The organism is Acinetobacter calcoaceticus, assembly GCF_016508255.1.
GTDB classification, from domain to species: domain Bacteria; phylum Pseudomonadota; class Gammaproteobacteria; order Pseudomonadales; family Moraxellaceae; genus Acinetobacter; species Acinetobacter calcoaceticus_E.
This window is the reverse complement of record NZ_JADVKT010000002.1, coordinates 734,201-751,730: the sequence shown is the minus strand read 5'-3', so window position 1 is coordinate 751,730 and position 17,530 is coordinate 734,201. Positions and strand designations below refer to the sequence as shown.

Genomic DNA, 17,530 nt, shown 5'->3' with positions numbered 1-17,530 from the left:
ATTTATTCCTTATTGTGGCAATTGATTTGGTGAAATCTGGAATCCGTCCAGCACAGTGCGAAATTTAGCGGCAGTTTCAGCATGTTCAGCTTGTGGACGTGATGCTTCAACAATGCCTGCACCAGCAAATAGGCGGGCAATATTTTGATAAATTCGGGCACAGCGAACAGTCACAGACCACTCACCATTACCTTGTTCATCTGCCCAGCCCATAGTTCCTGCAAAAAGCTCACGATTAAATGGTTCGAGTTGCTGAATTAAATCTTTCGCGACAAAACTTGGTTCACCACAAATTGCAGGTGTTGGGTGTAAGCGTTCAATTAAGTCGAAAACATGCGTATCAGCTTGCTTAAGTTCACCCGTAATGTGTGATGCCAAGTGCCAAAGTCTTTTGGTACGAATGAGAGATGGTTGCTTAGGTACTTTTAATTGCTTGCAGAACGGTGTGAGCTCATCGGCAATCATTTCGATGACGAGTGCATGCTCATGTTGATCTTTTTGAGAAGCAAGTAATGCTCTAGCGTTATTCTGGTCTAGAGTTGGATCATCATCACGAGCCAATGTACCAGCAACAGGTTTACTCCAGATTCTTGTATTTTGCTTTGCAATTAAGAGTTCGGGGCTTGCACCGACAAACCACCCTTCACTTTGAGGATGCCTCGCGACTGCATAGTTATAGCCCTCTGGATTATGCTTGGCCAGATTAAAGAATAAGTCTGAAACAGGAATTACTTGTTCATATTCAAGTTGTAAAATGCGTGCTAGTACGGCTTTATCTAGCTTTTTTGCCTGCATTTGTTGAACCAAATATTCAACTTGTTGCTGATAATGTTCACCAGAGGGAAAGTAATCGGCCTTTTTTAAGGTTAAAGCGCCAAGATCAAGATCCGATTGAGCATAAAGAACCTTTTGACATATTTTTGCATTTTGCATCAGCATTAAATTGACATCTGCTGCCGAACAAAATGGTAGTCCGCCCATAATTTTGACGTCTTTATGCCCCTCTGCCACAGCCATCTCTAGTTGAGTTCGTGCTTCTTGTAACCAGTCTTTTAGAAGACTTTGGTGAGCAACAGAGATATCCCGCAGTTTCTGATGGCTATTGATGGTGTATTCGGGTGTGGTAAAAATAAAGCCTGCTTCTTGATTACACTGTAGAACCTCTTGTGCTAATGCAACGCGACTTTCTGTAAAATTTTCTCGTTGGATAAAATATGGATGCTGTGCCGACATCTCGCAACTCCTTATAAAATTATTTTGTTGTGATGAATTAATATTTAAACGCCTAGTGTGGCTCCCCCATCAACCACAATTTCTTGCATAGTAATTTGTGCTGCTTGGTCTGAAAGTAAAAAGCTGACCGTGTTTGCGATATCTTCAGGTTGAGCTAATTTTCTTAAAGGAATGCCCGTACGGTATTGGTTTAAATCTCCATCAATTACCGCAGGCGGAGGTACATTGTCTGTCCAAAGCTGCTTTTGCATTTGAGTTAGAGTAGAACCTGGGGAAACGATATTAAGCCTTACTTGATGAGGTGCAATTTCAAGCGCAAGATTACGACAGTAATGACTGAGTGCAGCTTTGCTAGTCGCATACATGCCAAGTTGTATACGTGGCATACGTGAACTATTTGAGCTAATCGTGACAATACTTCCCTGCTTTTTTTCACAGAAATGCTTGGCAAGTTGTTGACTAATCGCAATAGGTGCCATGACATTTACTGCAAAAAGAGTTTCCCAGTCTTCTGTTTTTGCTTCGAGCATAGAACGCATAATTAACACGCCTGCTGCATTCACCAGACCCGTAACATCGTATTGCTTTAAAATTTGATGAAGCAAAAGTTCAGTTGATTTTTTTTCAGTAATATCTTGCTGAAAACTTTGCCAACGTGAAATTTCACTACCTTGCAACTGTTGAGTAATTTCCCAATTCTCTGGATTTTCCTGTCGGTCGATACCGACAACTTGATACCCCTGTTGCAATAATTGTTTTGCAATAGCAGCTCCGATACCTCTTGCAGCACCTGTGACTACGATGGTAGAGCTCATGTTTTACTCCAGTTTGATTTGATCATTAAACTGCGAAACATAATTGCAAATAATTATCATTATTATCAAGTGCGATAAATATCAAATATGAGCTTACAATCTAAATCAAGTTATTTATTAACCATAATTTGATGGTATATAATTGTTTTTAAACAACATTAATGAAAACCATCTTTTTTTATTGATTATAATGATAATTGTTTTCATTTACTAATGAGAATCATTTTGATAACTTGACCGCGCTTTCTTGTCGAGATGGACTCAAAATGAAGCCATTTTCTCATCCCTTACATCCCCTATTTCAACAACTCAATGTTGGGAATGAGGTCTGGTGGAATACCGTTAAAAAAATAGGTACTCCGCTAGTTAACCTACAAAAAAATAAAGCGCTATATACCTTTGTTTGGCGTAGTCTTGAGCCTAAAGAAAGTATCTTTGTCTATATTGATATCTATTCACAGAGCCCTTCTATCTATCAAAAGTGGAATCGTTTTAGCCATATAGCTGGAACAAATGTGTACTTCTTTGAAATAGAGCTGCCCCTAGCTTGGACTGGTAGTTATGTTGTAGTGACCGCTAGTGAAGAAGCACCAGAAACAGATTGTGCTACAACACGACGCTTATGGTGGCAAAAACAGCTTAAACAAAATGCTCAAATTGACTCATTCAATCAACATGCGTTTTATACGGGACATCTGGCACGATACATCAATCAAATTCAACTCGAAAACACAAAATCTTTCATAGACGATTGCCCAATTACAAAGACATTTCAATGGTCAAGTCAGTTATGCCAACAGGACTATTTAGTCGACGTTTTTATTAGTCACCAATCAACTCAAGAAGACTTGCCACTCATCATTTTGCTTGATGGCCAAATCTGGGGTCGAGAGCTATCGATTATTTCCGAAATTCAACATTTGACTGATTCAAATAAAATTCGTCCAGCAGTTTATGTTTTTGTTCATAGTTTAAATAGTCAACAACGCCAACAAGATTATGGTTGTCATGATGCGTTTAGTCAGGCGTTGGTTGATGAACTCATTGAAATACTCTTAAAAGAATATTCCTTTATTTCTAAAACAGACATTACGTTATGTGGTCAAAGTTTAGGTGGGTTGTGTACGTTGTATAGCGCACTGCTTTTTCCAAAGGTTTTCCACTCTCTGATTTTACAGTCAGGCTCTTACTGGTGGTCAGATTTTTCAAATAGTACTTTAGGACAGGATCACACAGGTAACATTTTAAAACTGCTTCAAAACGTATCTCATCAATTATCAAAAACAACTCAAATTTATATCAGTGCAGGCACGTATGAGACCGATATGCGGGACGATGCTTACCAGCTTTATCAACAATTGCAATCATTCAATCAAGTGAGTTTCCACAGTTTTTCAGGCGGACATGATGCTGTGAACTGGCGTTCTGACTTGTTAAAGGCATTGCAAAAAATTCTTTCACTATAACCATTTGTTTCATCAAGGATAACAATATCATGAGCAACTTACAGGAAAACTATATTAATCCTTTCGATAACGAGAGTTTGTCTTTTCAGGTTTTAAAAAATCAACAAGGTGAGTTCAGTTTATGGCCTGCCCAACATCAGGTGCCGTCGGGGTGGGATGTTCAGCATGGTCCAGATACACGGGCTTCGTGTATTGCATATGTAGAAAAACATTGGGTTGCGATTAACCCCTTTCAACAAGCGTAAAGGAGTATTGTCATGAATCAAGCATTAAACAATGAATTTACTCCTGACCTTTCACAACCAGCTCGTTTTGAACTGGCATCTACTCAGCTCGGCATTTTTCTTGCCGATCATTTAAGTTCGATTGAAGATTTATATACCATTGCGCATTGTTTGGAACTACCAAAAATTGTCGATATCCCAACGTTTAAAAAAGCAATTCAAATCGGCTTAAATGAAGCCGATACGGTAATAGCCACTTATTCATCTGACCCGTCTCAACCGTTTATTGAGCTTAATAACCAAGTTCAGTTTCAAATCGAAGAATTTGATTTTTGTCATTTAACGCCTAAAAAAGCTCAACAACGCTTATGGGACTGGATGCCATCAGACCGTCAATGTGCTAAATCGCTTAAAGCTGGTGAATCTCAACTGTTTCGTCAGGTATTATTTACGACGCATGACAAAGTATATTGGTACCAACGTTATCACCACATCATGCTTGATGGTTTTAGCATGATTAACCTGACCAAACGTATTGTTGATTTATATCAACAATTACAAGAAGAAAAAGACCTTTCGGTTTCTCCGTTCATTGGCGTGAATGAGGTTATTTCGGAACGTCAGGCTTATGAAAATAGCCATCAATTTACAATAGACCAAGCTTTCTGGAAAGCTTATTGTGAAGATCTACCTAGTCCAGTTAGTTTGAGTACCCACCATTTAGCGGCAAAAACCACAGCGACATTTATTAAGCATCAGCTGCGTTTTTCGACAGGAATTTTAGAGCAAATTCAGGCTTTAGCTGCGCAATCTAAATTAGCTTTGAATGATATGATGATGTCACTGTCATTACATTATATCTACAAAATGACCGATAAAGCTGATTTGGTTAACGGTATTCCATTTATGCGCCGTTTAGGTTCAAAAGCGATTCGCTCAACCTTACCGACAGTAAATGTCCTACCTGTGAAGTTTAAAGTTGCTGAAAAAGACAGTTGGGTGAGCTTGGCTCAACATGTACAAGAGCAATTACGACAAATTCGCCCGCATCAGAAATATGACGCTGAACAAATTTTAAGAGATTTAAACAGTATCGACATTCATGAACGAATGTACGGCCCTATTTTAAACTATAAAGCTTTTGATCAAGACCTGATGTTAGATGGTGAAAAGGTGAAAACACACCATATTTGCACAGGCCCAATTGATGACTTTGAGTTTTCTTTTATTGTTCAAGATCATGAACTCATTATCGAATTACGTGCAGATTCGCAGCGTTATACGCAAGATGAACTATTTACCCATGGTCAACGCTTAACTTTATTGCTCGAACAAGCTCTGATTCATCCTGAACAGGCATGTAGTCATTTTAATATCACAACACCCCAAGAGCTTGCTGCCCTGACCCAAAGTGGTATTGGTCCGCGTGTTAGTCACCCTGAACAATATAATAATGTTCTAGATATTTTTTATGAACAAGTTAAAAAATATCCTGAACGTACCGCAATTGTGAGTGGTGAACGTCCAAACCTTCAGCATCTTAGTTTTGCTGAGCTTGCAGTAAAAGTGAATCAATTGACTCGTTTTTTACAAGAAAATGGGGCCAAAAAGCAAACTGTCATTGCTGGAGCTATTCCTCGTTCGATTGACTCAGTTGTGGTGATGTTAGCTGTACTCAATTCTGGGGCAAGTTTCTTACCTCTCGATTTAGATTACCCAATCGATCGTATGCAAATGATGTGTGAAGATGCAAATCCATTATTTGTATTAACCACACAAGCACTTGCACAGCAATTACCTCAAAATATTCAGCAGTTATATCTTGATCATGAATATGTTCAAACGCAAATTCGAACGCAAGATGCGAGTGATATTGCTGCCGAAAATCGTAAATTTGATTTCCAAGATGTTGCATATGTAATTTTTACCTCAGGAAGTACGGGTCGTCCTAAAGGGGTAATGAACACACATGGTTCTTTACTCAACCTCATTTTGTCGCATAGACCAACCATTTATTGGCCTGTATTAGAAGCTGTAAATGAGCGTTTCCCTGAGCGTCCGTTACGTGCAGCGCATACACACTCTTTCTCATTTGACTCATCTTGGTTACAAGTTTTCTGGATGTTATGGGGCCAAGAGCTACATATTTTTGATGAAAACATGCGACGTGATGCATTTGGTTTAGTTCAAGAAATTCAGCAACGACAAATCGATACACTCGATTTACCACCATCTTTTTGTGCGCAAATGATGACGAATGGTTTATTTGCTGAAAATCAGCATCATCCAAGTCTTATTTTGATTGGTGGTGAAGCTGCACCGTTAGCTTTATGGCAACAGCTTAATGCTCAGCCAGCGCTTTTTGCTCATAACTTATATGGCCCAACAGAATATACCGTTGATACTTTCCGAGCAGAATTAAAGCAGACAGCTCGCCCTATCATTGGCAACCCTATTGGTAATACACAGGCCTATGTACTAGATCGCCACTTGCAACGATGCCCAACTGGTGTCATTGGTGAGCTTTATATTTCTGGTTTTGGTATCGCCAATGGTTATTTAGATCGCGCCGACTTAAGTGCTGCTCGCTTTGTAGCAAATCCATTTGAACATGGACAGCGCATGTACCGTACAGGTGACTTAGTCCGCTGGAATAGTGCGGGTAAACTTGAATTTATGGGACGCTGTGATGACCAGATTAAAATTCGTGGTTATCGAGTTGAGATTGGCGAAGTTGAAAACGCGCTTTCAGTTTTAGCCAATGTTGAAAGCGCAGTCGTGATTGCAGAACCGATTAACAACAGTCATCGTTTACTCGGTTATTGTGTGGTTAAAGACATTGAACTCGATGAAAAAAACAGTGAGCAATTAAGTCAGCAATATTTAAGTCATTTACGTCAAAACTTACCTGAATATATGGTGCCATCTGCCCTGACTGTTATGTCCGAATTTCCACGAAATGTAAGTGGCAAAGTCGATAAAAAAGCACTGCCAAAGCCTCAAATTCGTACCCATAGCCGAATGGCCGAAACGTCTGAACAACAGCTTTTATGTCAAATTACTGCATCTGTTCTTAAGCTTGACGCAATTGGGATTGATGATGACTTCTTTATGACAGGTGGCGATAGTATTTCGGCCATTATGCTTTGTACCCAATTGCGCCAACGTGGTTACGGCTTAAGACCAAGCGATGTATTCCAATTTAAAACAGTCGCTGCTATAGCGCCGCATCTCACCCGTTTAGATGAACAACAAGCGGCCGTTTCAAAAACGTTATTTTCAGCAGACCTAGAACAAAATGTTCAAGAAAAATATGGAAAAAACAGTACTATTTTACCTTTGCTTCCTTTGCAAAAAGGCATGCTGTTCTTATCTCAAGTAGAAAATCAATCAAATTATAATGCCTTTACTCAGCTTAGTTTAAATGGAGACATTGATCCAGTACGTTTACAGCAAGCGTTGATTACCGTATTAAAACGTCACCCTCAATTAGGTGGGCATTTTGATAGTGAATTAGCTGAAGAACCTGTTTTTATCTATTCATTACATCCTACTCAAGCTTGGCCAGTTCAGTTTTGCTCAGTCACTCCCGATCTGCTAGAGCAAACCATTCAAGAAGCATTACAGCAACCAATTCACCTCAACCAACCCTATGGCTTAATTCGGGCAACCTTAATTCAACATGCTCCAGAACAGTCAGAATTATTGATTATGGTGCATCATCTGTTAACAGATGGTTGGTCAACTCCGCTGTTTTTACAAGACTTTATTAAAGCCTATCAGCAAACTAATCAACAATTGCCTGTGCTTGAATATAGTTATGAAACAGTGATTAAAGCTTTATCTGGACGTGACCATGAAACATCAAAAGTAATTTGGCAACGTGATTTAGCAGATTTACAGCCACTTATTTTATTTAATCAAGCACAGCAAGCTGTACAGGAAACTTCATATCGTTTAAGTGCTGAGCTGGGCGCGAAACTTCAACAGAAATTACGTGAGCAAGGCATCACGCTCAATGTTTTCATGCAAATGATTTGGGCAATGACTTTAAATATTTATGCTCATCGTGAAGATATTGTGTTTGGTACTCCTGTTTCTGGGCGTTCGGCACCTATCAATGGTTTAGAGCAACAAATCGGATTGTTTTTAAATACGATTCCGGTGCGTGTAAAGCTCAACATGCAGCAAACACTTTGGGAACAATTGACTCAGTTACGGCAATTGCATGTTGAACATTTAGAGCATGATGGTTTAGGACTGGGTGCAATTCAGCAATTGGTGGCTCAAGGCAATCTTTTCGATAGTTTGTTAGTCGTAGAAAACTACCCTGATAACCAGTATTTACAGCAAAAACTTGGTGATGCTGCGATTTCAAAACTCATAAATCGTGGTTATAGCCATTACCCGCTTGCTTTGTTAGTTATCCCTGATCATCAAATTGAGCTATTACTCGAACAACGTGGTGTAATTGATCAACCAGAGCATTTCTTAGAGCGAATGGTTCAGTTGATTGAAATTGCATTAAATGAACCAGAGACGTCTCTTAGTCACTATCGCTTACAACTGGCCGAAGAACGCGATTTAATCCAGAAAGTTAATCAAACCCAACATGAAGTTCCCCTAACAACCTTACAGCAATTGCTTAGAGAACAAGCTCGAATTACTCCTGAGCAAACGGCGTTAAGTGATGAAATTCATCAGCTCAGTTTCAGTGGAGTGCGTTTGCAAGTTTGTGCTTTAGCACAGCAATTGCAAGGAGCTGGCGTACAGGCTGGAGATATTGTTGCGGTTGCCTTACCACGTTCAGTCAAACTGAGTATCGCTATTTTGGCGGTGATTGAAGTAGGTGCAGCTTATTTACCTATTGATTTACAACATCCAACTGAACGCATCAAATTTATGTTGCAGGATGCCAAATCTAAACTTGTGATTGGTGAACAAAATGATCTAGCTGCTATTGCCCATCCATCAATAGCCACTTTTGCTTTTAATGAATTGTTTGATGAGACCAAGGTTGATTTAAGCAGCTATAAAACAACAGTCATTACTCCACAGCATCCGGCATATTTAATCTATACATCGGGTACAACAGGCCAGCCAAAAGGTGTCATGGTTTCTCACCAAGCCATTGTGAACCGTATTTTATGGATGCAATCAGAGTATCCACTATCAGCCAACGATACGATTTTGCAAAAAACACCATGCACTTTTGATGTCTCTGTATGGGAGTTTTTCTGGTCATATTTAGTGGGTGCACGATTGGTTATGGCACCTGTGGATGCACACCGTGACCCATTGGCATTATTAAGCCTCATTCAAAAATATCAGATAACAACATTACATTTTGTACCGTCAATGTTGGCTGTTTTTGAAAATGCTGCTACCGAAATTTTATCACCTGCTCAGCGTCAAAGTTTACCAATCCGCCGAGTGTTCTGTAGTGGTGAAGCATTACCAACGGCTTTAGCAAAATCATTTACTGAGCACTTTAGCTGTGAGCTACATAACTTATATGGCCCAACAGAAGCTGCGGTAGATGTGAGTTATATGGATGCAACACTGGGATTACATCCGAAAGAAAGTAGCGTTGCAATTGGTTATCCAGTCTGGAATACCCAGCTTTATATATTAGATCAATACTTACGCCCTGTTCCTGTTGGAGTGGATGGTGAGCTTTATTTAGCAGGTCACCAATTGGCGATGGGTTATTTACATCGAGCAGACTTAACTGCAACACGTTTTGTCGCAAATCCATTTGCAGCAGGTCAACGCATGTATCGCACTGGTGATATTGCCCGTTGGCATGCAGACGGCAGTATTCAATATGTGGGCCGTGCTGATGATCAGCTAAAAATACGAGGGCAACGTATTGAACTGGGTGAAATTGAACAGCAATTACGTTTAATCAGCGGTCTAGATGTGGTGGTACATCCTATTTCTTCTGAACAAAATAAAGCTGATGTTCAGTTGGTTGCTTACGTGCAAACAACAGCACCTGTGGACATTGAGCAGTTAAAGAAAATATTGGCGAAACAGCTTCCTGCATATATGGTGCCGACACACTATGTGTTAGTCGAGAAATTCCCATTAAGTCATAATGGTAAGCTGGATCGTAAAGCGCTGCCACAACCACAGCTTGTTCTTTCAAATATAGAAAAACAGTACGCCACTACTACCTTTGAACATGAACTGACACATATTTTCCAGCAAGTTTTAAACACCGATCAAAATATTGGTGTGAACGAAGATTTCTTTGCCATTGGTGGGCATTCCATTTTGGTGATGAAGCTCGCAATTGAAATCCGAAAAGTATTCAAGCGGACCATTCCAATTGGTCAATTGATGAGTCATGTCACGATTCAACGTTTAGCGGCTTTACTTCTTACACAAGAACGTTTGGCAGAAGTTGAACAAACTGGCATGCAACCTATTTTACCAATCCGTTCTGGTTCAGGGCATCCATTGTTCTGTTTCTTCCCTGGTTCTGGTTCGGCATGGCAATATACGGTGCTGAATCGTTATTTGCATTCTGATTTACCCATTATTGGGTTACAGTCTCCTCGACCTGAGGGTCTATTGGCAAATAGCGCTGATATGGATGAGCTGGTTGAAAAACAACTTGAGATTATTCGTAAGCAACAATCAATAGGCCCTTATACTTTATTAGGTTATTCACTTGGCGGCACTGTGGCTTATGCAGTTGCAGCGAAGTTAACTGAACAAGGTGAAAAAGTTGATTATCTCGGCTTGTTAGACACTTACCCTGCTGAAATTCATCAGTGGTTAGATTTGTCGGTAGAGGAAATGAATGCTGAAGCTGAACAAGAACAGCTTCAATTCTTCAATGATATTTTAGCCGATGCAGATACGGCATTAAATGAAGAAACCCGCCGTTTACAAGAGGATATTTTTGCAAACTATCGCGATGCCGTCCGTTTATTAAAACCGTATAAAATGCCGCATTTTGACGGTGAACTACACTTAGTTGTCGCTGAAAAAGACTTGCTGCCATATATCCAACCAGAACAACAATGGTCACCTTTAGTTAAAAAACTTAATATTGTTCGACTAAGGGAAGCGGACCATACCGATATATTGTCTCCGAAGCAACTTGAAACACTTGGCCCAATTTTAAACCGCATGATTTGTCAGGCGCGCGGTTTAGAGGAGCACACGCCATGAGTTTTAAATCTATATTGACCGATTTTAGTCTTTTAAAACGTAATGCTCATTTCCGACATGTATTTATTGCCCGCACATTGTCATTGTTAACCATTGGTATGTTGGTCGTGGCTATTCCCAAACAAGTCTACGATATTACGGGTAGTTCATTAAATGTTGCAGTTGCAATGGCTTTTGAAGGCATTGCTATGTTTATTGGTTTGTTACTTGGTGGTTTGCTGTCAGATCGCAAAGATCGGAAATGGCTAATTTTATTAGCACGAGGTGTGTGTGGTTTAGGCTTTGCTGGCCTCGCCATCAATGCCATGTTTGAGCATCCTTCGCTTTATGCTATTTATTTTCTATCAGCATCGGATGGTTTCTTTGGTGCACTGGGTGTAACCGCAATGATGTCTATCATGCCTGTGATTGTAGGGCGCGAAAATATTGTACAAGCCCGTGCGATCAGCATGGTATCCGTACGGCTTGCAACCGTTATTTCACCAGCAATCGGCGGTATATTAATTGCTGCTAGCGGTGTTGCGACCGTGTATTGGGTCTCAACCGTGGGTACTTTACTTACTGTGTTTTTATTAATGGGGTTACCTGCGCTTAAACCACAACACGCATCAAATGGTGAAAGTCCTCTTCGCCAATTAGCCCAGGGGTTTAAATTTGTTTTTAAAAATAAAGTGATCGGTAGCACCATTTTAATTGGAACACTGCTCAGTTTTAGCAGTGCTATTCGAATTATTTTTCCGCAAATGGCAGATGAAATTTTTCACGGCGGTGCATTTGAACTTGGACTTATGTATTCGGCCGTGCCTTTAGGCTCGACTTTGGGTGCTTTACTCAGTGGTTGGACAACACGCTTACTCAGACCCGGCTTAGTCATGCTCTATACATGCTTAGGTATTTTTAGCTGCATGATTATGATTGGGCTTTCACCTTGGCTCATCGTGACTTTACCAATTTTATGTGTTTTCGGATATTTGATGTCGATTGCCAACTTGCTTCAATACAGCATTGTGCAAGGACATACACCTGATGAATATCTAGGGCGTATTAACGCAATCTGGCTTGCACAAGATGCATTAGGTGACTCAATTGCCACCACAACTTTAGGCCTTTTAACTCGTTTTCTACCAATATCAGGAAGTATCCTCTTCTTTGGCATACTAAGCTTTGCAGTAGGATTTATGTTCTTATTCAACTCTCAAGATATGCGTGAAACAGGTTTCCAAGATCCTAAGTTACAAGAAAATTAAACCTTAAAAAAGAAAGAAGGCAATTCGTTGCCTTCTTTTATTTTAAGCAAAATTTCGTGCTTGAAAAACCCAAGTCATAATATGGTCTTGTTCTATGGTCCAGCCACCTTGATATTGTTCTAAGAGTTGATAGCGCTGCTGAATTTCTGGCAAAAAAGTTAGCGTTAATTTTTGATTTTCAAAATTAATATCAACGATAGATGCTTCTAAGAAATCGATATATTGCTTTGCAGTGGGATAAACCGCTTTATATAGGCTTTCTTTTATAGAAAAAATTAAGCTCACATAACCGGCAAAATCAAAAAACTCGCAGGCTTTACTTTTCCATAAATCAAACTCAGACGGCGTTAAAATAAGATGTGCACTCTCTTGAGCAAATTCTGAGGTCACCCAGTGCTCGATATCAATTCCCAAATAAACCGCATTATTAGATAGCGCAACAATTAACTTATTTTGTGAATGACTGATACTCCCCAAAACATGATTTGGCCAGATGGGCAAAGGTTCGTGCATAGAGGTTATTGGCTGATCTAAACCAAAATGATGATTTAAAACAGCTTGAGCTAAGACCCTGCCACATAAGTACTCATTTTTACGTTCGACACGCGCTTGAGCAATTTTTAGAGGATGCTCTAATTGTTGGTCTATATGCAAATGCGTTGTTTGCGATAAATCTAGCCAATAACAAAATAGCTCTGATGTAAGAAAAATAGGACTCGAAATTTCATAAATTGATTTACTGATTTGTTCAGGAATATATAGATAATTGCTCACTGTATTCGACTTCAAAATAAATATTTTTAATGAGTTATCTCCTATCTTAACTTACTCACCGCCAAATGATAAATAATTATATTTATCATTTGATAATAATTATTATTTACTTATACTGTTGGGTAAATTTTGACTTTAATTTACTTATAAACATCGATTATGAAACTTATAGGACTTTTTTTGACCCTGTTGGGAGCGGTCAGTATCTATTGTAGTCATAGCAACCAAAATCTGTTGTCTCAACATCTTCCTACTTTCTTTAAGTATTTGGGTCTATTGCTATTAGGCATTGGACTTATTGTGCTCTTTGCAAGCTTACCAAAAGTTGTTGCTGCTTTTTATTGGTTCATGCTCATCATTTTTGCGTGGTCGTTTCTTCCATTTATGGCGCTTTTTAAACGGAAACTGGTTTCATGAAAGCTAAAATTCAGTCTCTGATCCAGCCAGACTGGTGGAGTAAAACTTTTGCAGGTGGTGTTTTAGGTCTAAGTCTTTCTATCGCGATTGGTAATTTAATTGTTTTATTAGGCGAACCTTATGTTGCCATGGACTTATTAGTGCAAGTGGGAATGTGGAGTGTTCCTTGGGTGTGGATGCCTATTATGTTTGGCAGTTATTTTTTCACGACTGGACGAAAAGCGCTTATCTATTTATTGATTGCGAATGCCCTAGCGTATAGCTGTATTTTTGTCTTACGGGGTTAAACATGAAAGTACGTTCAGACATCATGAAATTAGCAAAAAACATGCATACTTGGGTGGGTGTATGTGCGGGGATTTTGCTTTTTATCTGTTTCTTTGCTGGTGGGCTCAGCATGTTTCAGCACCACATTAGTAAGTGGGCTACGCCAACACAGCAAGTATTACCGAAAATATCACCACATCAATATAATGAACTTATTCAAAAAGTACAAACCACCTATCCTGCTGCGCAAAAGAACTTCACACTAAATTTATCATCCAATGAGTTTCACTATGCGCCGATTACTTGGAGTGAGCATGAACGTGGCGATGGCTTTAATACTGCTCAGTCAACATGGATGGCAAGCTTAGACGATAAAGGTCAACTAATCGTTGCTCAAGAAAACTTATCTAAGGCAGGTTGGCTAATTGAACAGTTACATGAAACAGCAGGCATACCGGGCATGGCAGGCCATCACGGATTAGGTCTCTATGTGATGGGTGTTGTTTCGATTTTATATTTTCTTGCCCTGCTTTCAGGGGTAATCATCTTATTACCGACCTTGGTAAAGGACTACTTTGTCATTCGACCTGGTAAAAATAAAAAGCGTTTTTGGTTAGATGCGCATAACGTGATTGGAATTACCAGCTTACCTTTCCACATCATTATTAGTATTAGCGTTATTGTCTTTGCTTTTCATGACTTTTTTTATGATGCGATTGGGCAACTTGCACTCAAAGGCCAGCCTGTTTTTCAGCGTTCTCCCCCTGCACTTATTGAGCCTAAACAAACACAGATTGATGTGCAGCAAATATTAGCTCAAACTAAAAAAGTAGCACCTGAATATTCAGTTGACTATATCCAGTTCAGTGGTCTAGATAAACCTGAAAAAGCCAATGCACGTATAGCTTTATATAGTTCAGATCAGATGTTGCGCGGTGCGAATCACGACTTTATGCGTATGAACCCATATGCAGTTGAGCACTTTAATCATAAAGGCATTAACACACAGACTGATGCTGGTAATAAGTTAATCAACGCAATGTTTAGCCTACATTTTGGAAGTTTTGGTGGTACGGGCGTACGCTGGATTTATTTTGTGTTAGGTGTCGGTGGCGCTTTCTTATTTTATACAGGAAACATTCTTTGGGTTGAAACTCGTGCACGTAAGCAAAAGCGTGTTGATGACCCTATTCCTGTTCAACGAAAAGATGTTGTGTTCCTTGCGAACTTAACTATAGGTACATGTTTAGGGTGTGTTTTAGCAGTCGTGGGCACAATGTTGGTTAGTCGTTGGCTTTTTGCAGCACTCAATATTGAAAGCATAAACCATCTTTTCATGTATGGTTATTATGTGATTTTCCTACTGACTTTGATTTATACCTTTGTGATTGGCTATGCAAAAGCTTTACCACAACTGCTGTTAACCTTGGTTTTGGTGTTATTTGCGATTCCGCTTACATCCCTTTTAGCCTACTTCATTCCACAAAGTGGCTTATGGGTACATGGCGGAGAAATCTTAGTCGTTGATTTCTTGGCTATCATTTTTGCTTTCGCTTTCTGGCGTTTTTATCAAAAAGCCCAAGATCGCCGAAAATCTGCGCCAACGGGCAGTTTATGGGCTAACTAACAACCATGAACTAACTAGACTGAAATAATGTGTGAAATATAAAAAATTATAAAATCCACATTGTTTCAGTCAGTTGTTTAATTTCTTGAATATCATGACTCACATAAATCATGGGAATTTTTATTTCCTGTTTTACCCTTTGAAAAAAAGGAATAATTTCAGCTTTATGATTCGCATCTAGTGCCGATAAAGGTTCATCAAGTAGTAAAAGCTTAGGTGAATATAACAATGCGCGTCCTAATGCTACTCGTTGCTTTTCACCACCTGAGAGCTTGATGGGCATACGTTGTAATAAATGCTCTAACTTTAATAATTCAATAATATAATCAGCTTCAAAGTGACGTTCTTGCTGGGCAAGATGCTTAAAACCAAATAATAAATTTTGCTTTACCGTTTTATGCGGAAAAAGCTGAGCATCTTGAAAAACTAGTCCTATATGCCGCTTTTGCGTGCTCAAATTAATTTTCTGATTTGAATCAAACCACGTTTGCTCTTGTATTTTAATGATTCCACTACGCGGTGTATTTAATCCTGCAATGGCATGTAAAATTGATGTTTTACCTGACCCAGAGGCACCAAATAGCCCAATAACAGAAGCATCTGATTGGAAACTGGGTTCAATATGAAACTGGCCCAGTTGTAGCTGAAAACGGCAATCAATTAACATATTTCTACCGCCCTAAGCGCCTCTTTTGATAACGATGAAACCACTGTGCAAACCATAGCGCTAAAAAAGCCACGCTTAACGATAAAACTATAAGCCGTTGAATAGCGGCCTCTGTATCGGGTTGTTGCATTAGGCTATACATGGCCAAAGGCAAAGTTCGTGTTTCATTTGAAATATTACCCACAAAGGTAATGGTGGCACCAAATTCACCTAAACTGCGGCAAAAACATAAAATAGCACCAATTAAAATACCACTGCTGGCAAGTGGCATCGTGACATGAAAAAATGCCCCTAAAGATGAGGCACCTAATGTCTTTGCTGCCATTTCTAAACGCTGATCAACCAGTTCAATCGCTAGCCGAATAGATTGCACCAATAGCGGGAAACCCATCACTGCTGATGCAAGAACAGCCCCTTTCCAGTTAAATGCAAAATCAATTCCGAGTGGCGCCAAATATTGTCCAATAATGCCGCGGCTCCCAAAAACTTGTAAAAGCAAGTAACCAGGAACAACTGGCGGTAACACCAAAGGTAAAAACACCAATGTTTCAATGAATGACTTACCCCAGAACTCTTTACGTGCCAAAAACCATCCCACGCAAATTGCAGGAATAATGCTGACGACAAGACAACTTGCTGCAACCTTACAAGAAAGTTGCAAAACGCTGAGCTCTTCTGGGGTTAAAGAAAACATCATGGCTTAATTGGAGCCAATACGCTAAAGCCATATTTTTTAAAGACAGCTTTGGCTTGATTGCTTTGTAAAAATTGATAGAACTTTATTGAGTTCGGATTCTTTTTAATCATCCCTACAGGATACGTAATTGGCATATGAGTGTTTTCTGGAAATATACCAACTACTTTTACATCTTTGCTAATCGCTGCATCGGTTGCATAGACAATCCCAACCTGACATTCACCTCGTGCAACAAAGTTTAAGGCAGCTCGAACATCTTCTGTTTCAACTAACTTCGGCTCAATACGACTCCACCAACCTAAATTGGTAAAAGCTTGTTTAGCATATTTACCTACAGGCACACTTTTGGTATCCCCTGTACAAATCTTTCCTGTAAACACTTTATTTGGATCGGTTGTTTTATCTAGTTTTACGTTTAGTGACTGCCCTTTTGGAGTAATTAGAACTAAACGGTTGCCTAATAAATTTACACGGTCATTTGCTGCAACTAATTTTTTGTTTTGCAGATAATCCATCCACTGTGTATCAGCAGAGATAAATACATCAGCTGGCGCCCCAGCTTCAATTTGTTTAGCTAAGGTCGATGAACCTGCATACGACGTTTTAACTTCTATATTATTTTGTTTTTCGTAAATTTTTTCTAATTCGTTAATGGCATTGGTTAAGCTCGCTGCCGCATAGACAGTAACCGATTCAGCCTTTGCTGGAACATTAAGGGCCAATCCCATAGTTAAGATTGATGAGACCAAAGCTAATTTTTTTATCTTCGTATCACTTACCATTATGTTTTACCTTTTGTCGTTTTTTTCAGCGATATATACCCAAGAATATAGCGATAAGCATAGACGATGAAAAGTAGAAATTATTTATAAAGATAGATATTTTTTCTGGGTAATTGAAAATCATAGGTT

General features: G+C 39.3%; 13 protein-coding genes. 7 read left to right on the top strand and 6 right to left on the bottom strand.

Annotated elements, in window-relative coordinates; genetic code table 11:
• Positions 1-9: 9 nt before the first annotated feature.
• Complete coding sequence (locus tag I5515_RS07510) at positions 10-1,233, bottom strand: isochorismate synthase MenF (RefSeq protein WP_199965481.1); 1,224 nt, start codon at positions 1,231-1,233, stop codon at positions 10-12.
• A 44-nt stretch (positions 1,234-1,277) separates the two neighbouring features.
• Complete coding sequence (locus I5515_RS07505) at positions 1,278-2,048, bottom strand: SDR family oxidoreductase (protein WP_199965480.1); 771 nt, start codon at positions 2,046-2,048, stop codon at positions 1,278-1,280.
• A gap of 266 nt (positions 2,049-2,314) precedes the next feature.
• Between I5515_RS07505 and fes the strand changes: the two genes are divergently transcribed.
• The 4 genes from fes to entS are packed head-to-tail and all read left to right on the top strand — an operon-like array spanning position 2,315 to position 12,170.
• The gene (fes, locus tag I5515_RS07500; RefSeq protein ID WP_199965479.1) at positions 2,315-3,514 is read left to right on the top strand and encodes an enterochelin esterase; all 1,200 of its coding nucleotides are present in this window, start codon (positions 2,315-2,317) and stop codon (positions 3,512-3,514) included.
• 29 nt (positions 3,515-3,543) lie between these two features.
• Positions 3,544-3,759, top strand: coding sequence for an MbtH family protein (locus I5515_RS07495; RefSeq protein ID WP_003651732.1), 216 nt, complete (start codon positions 3,544-3,546; stop codon positions 3,757-3,759).
• 12 nt (positions 3,760-3,771) lie between these two features.
• Complete coding sequence (locus tag I5515_RS07490) at positions 3,772-10,923, top strand: non-ribosomal peptide synthetase (RefSeq protein ID WP_199965478.1); 7,152 nt, start codon at positions 3,772-3,774, stop codon at positions 10,921-10,923.
• Positions 10,920-12,170 carry an enterobactin transporter EntS gene (gene entS / locus I5515_RS07485; protein ID WP_199965477.1) on the top strand — a complete coding sequence of 417 codons (1,251 nt, stop codon included), beginning with the start codon at positions 10,920-10,922 and terminating at the stop codon, positions 12,168-12,170. Before I5515_RS07490 ends, entS begins: the two co-directional genes overlap by 4 nt.
• A gap of 42 nt (positions 12,171-12,212) precedes the next feature.
• Here entS and I5515_RS07480 read toward each other — a convergent pair whose 3' ends face one another.
• On the bottom strand, positions 12,213-12,944 hold the full coding sequence (locus tag I5515_RS07480) for a 4'-phosphopantetheinyl transferase family protein (protein WP_199965476.1): 732 nt from the start codon (positions 12,942-12,944) through the stop codon (positions 12,213-12,215).
• A 180-nt stretch (positions 12,945-13,124) separates the two neighbouring features.
• On the opposite strand from I5515_RS07480, the gene I5515_RS07475 reads away from it, so the two are divergent.
• Genes I5515_RS07475 through I5515_RS07465 form a run of 3 tightly spaced genes read left to right on the top strand, consistent with a single transcriptional unit; the run spans position 13,125 to position 15,255 of the window.
• Entirely contained in the window at positions 13,125-13,361 is a 237-nt protein-coding gene (locus I5515_RS07475) for a hypothetical protein (RefSeq protein WP_227562649.1), read from the top strand.
• Positions 13,358-13,648, top strand: a complete 291-nt coding sequence (locus I5515_RS07470; RefSeq protein ID WP_199965474.1) for a hypothetical protein — start codon at positions 13,358-13,360, stop codon at positions 13,646-13,648. The genes I5515_RS07475 and I5515_RS07470 overlap by 4 nt, the downstream gene beginning before the upstream one ends.
• 2 nt (positions 13,649-13,650) lie before the next feature.
• On the top strand, positions 13,651-15,255 hold the full coding sequence (locus I5515_RS07465) for a PepSY-associated TM helix domain-containing protein (RefSeq protein WP_199965473.1): 1,605 nt from the start codon (positions 13,651-13,653) through the stop codon (positions 15,253-15,255).
• 46 nt (positions 15,256-15,301) lie between these two features.
• On the opposite strand, the gene I5515_RS07460 is transcribed toward I5515_RS07465, so the two are convergent.
• From I5515_RS07460 to modA, 3 genes are read right to left on the bottom strand one after another with little or no spacing between them, the layout of a single operon-like run.
• Entirely contained in the window at positions 15,302-15,922 is a 621-nt protein-coding gene (locus I5515_RS07460) for an ATP-binding cassette domain-containing protein (protein ID WP_199965472.1), read from the bottom strand.
• 4 nt (positions 15,923-15,926) lie between these two features.
• Positions 15,927-16,619, bottom strand: coding sequence for a molybdate ABC transporter permease subunit (gene modB, locus I5515_RS07455; protein ID WP_199965471.1), 693 nt, complete (start codon positions 16,617-16,619; stop codon positions 15,927-15,929).
• Positions 16,616-17,401, bottom strand: coding sequence for a molybdate ABC transporter substrate-binding protein (gene modA, locus I5515_RS07450; protein WP_199965470.1), 786 nt, complete (start codon positions 17,399-17,401; stop codon positions 16,616-16,618). The genes modB and modA overlap by 4 nt, the downstream gene beginning before the upstream one ends.
• Positions 17,402-17,530: the final 129 nt, after the last annotated feature.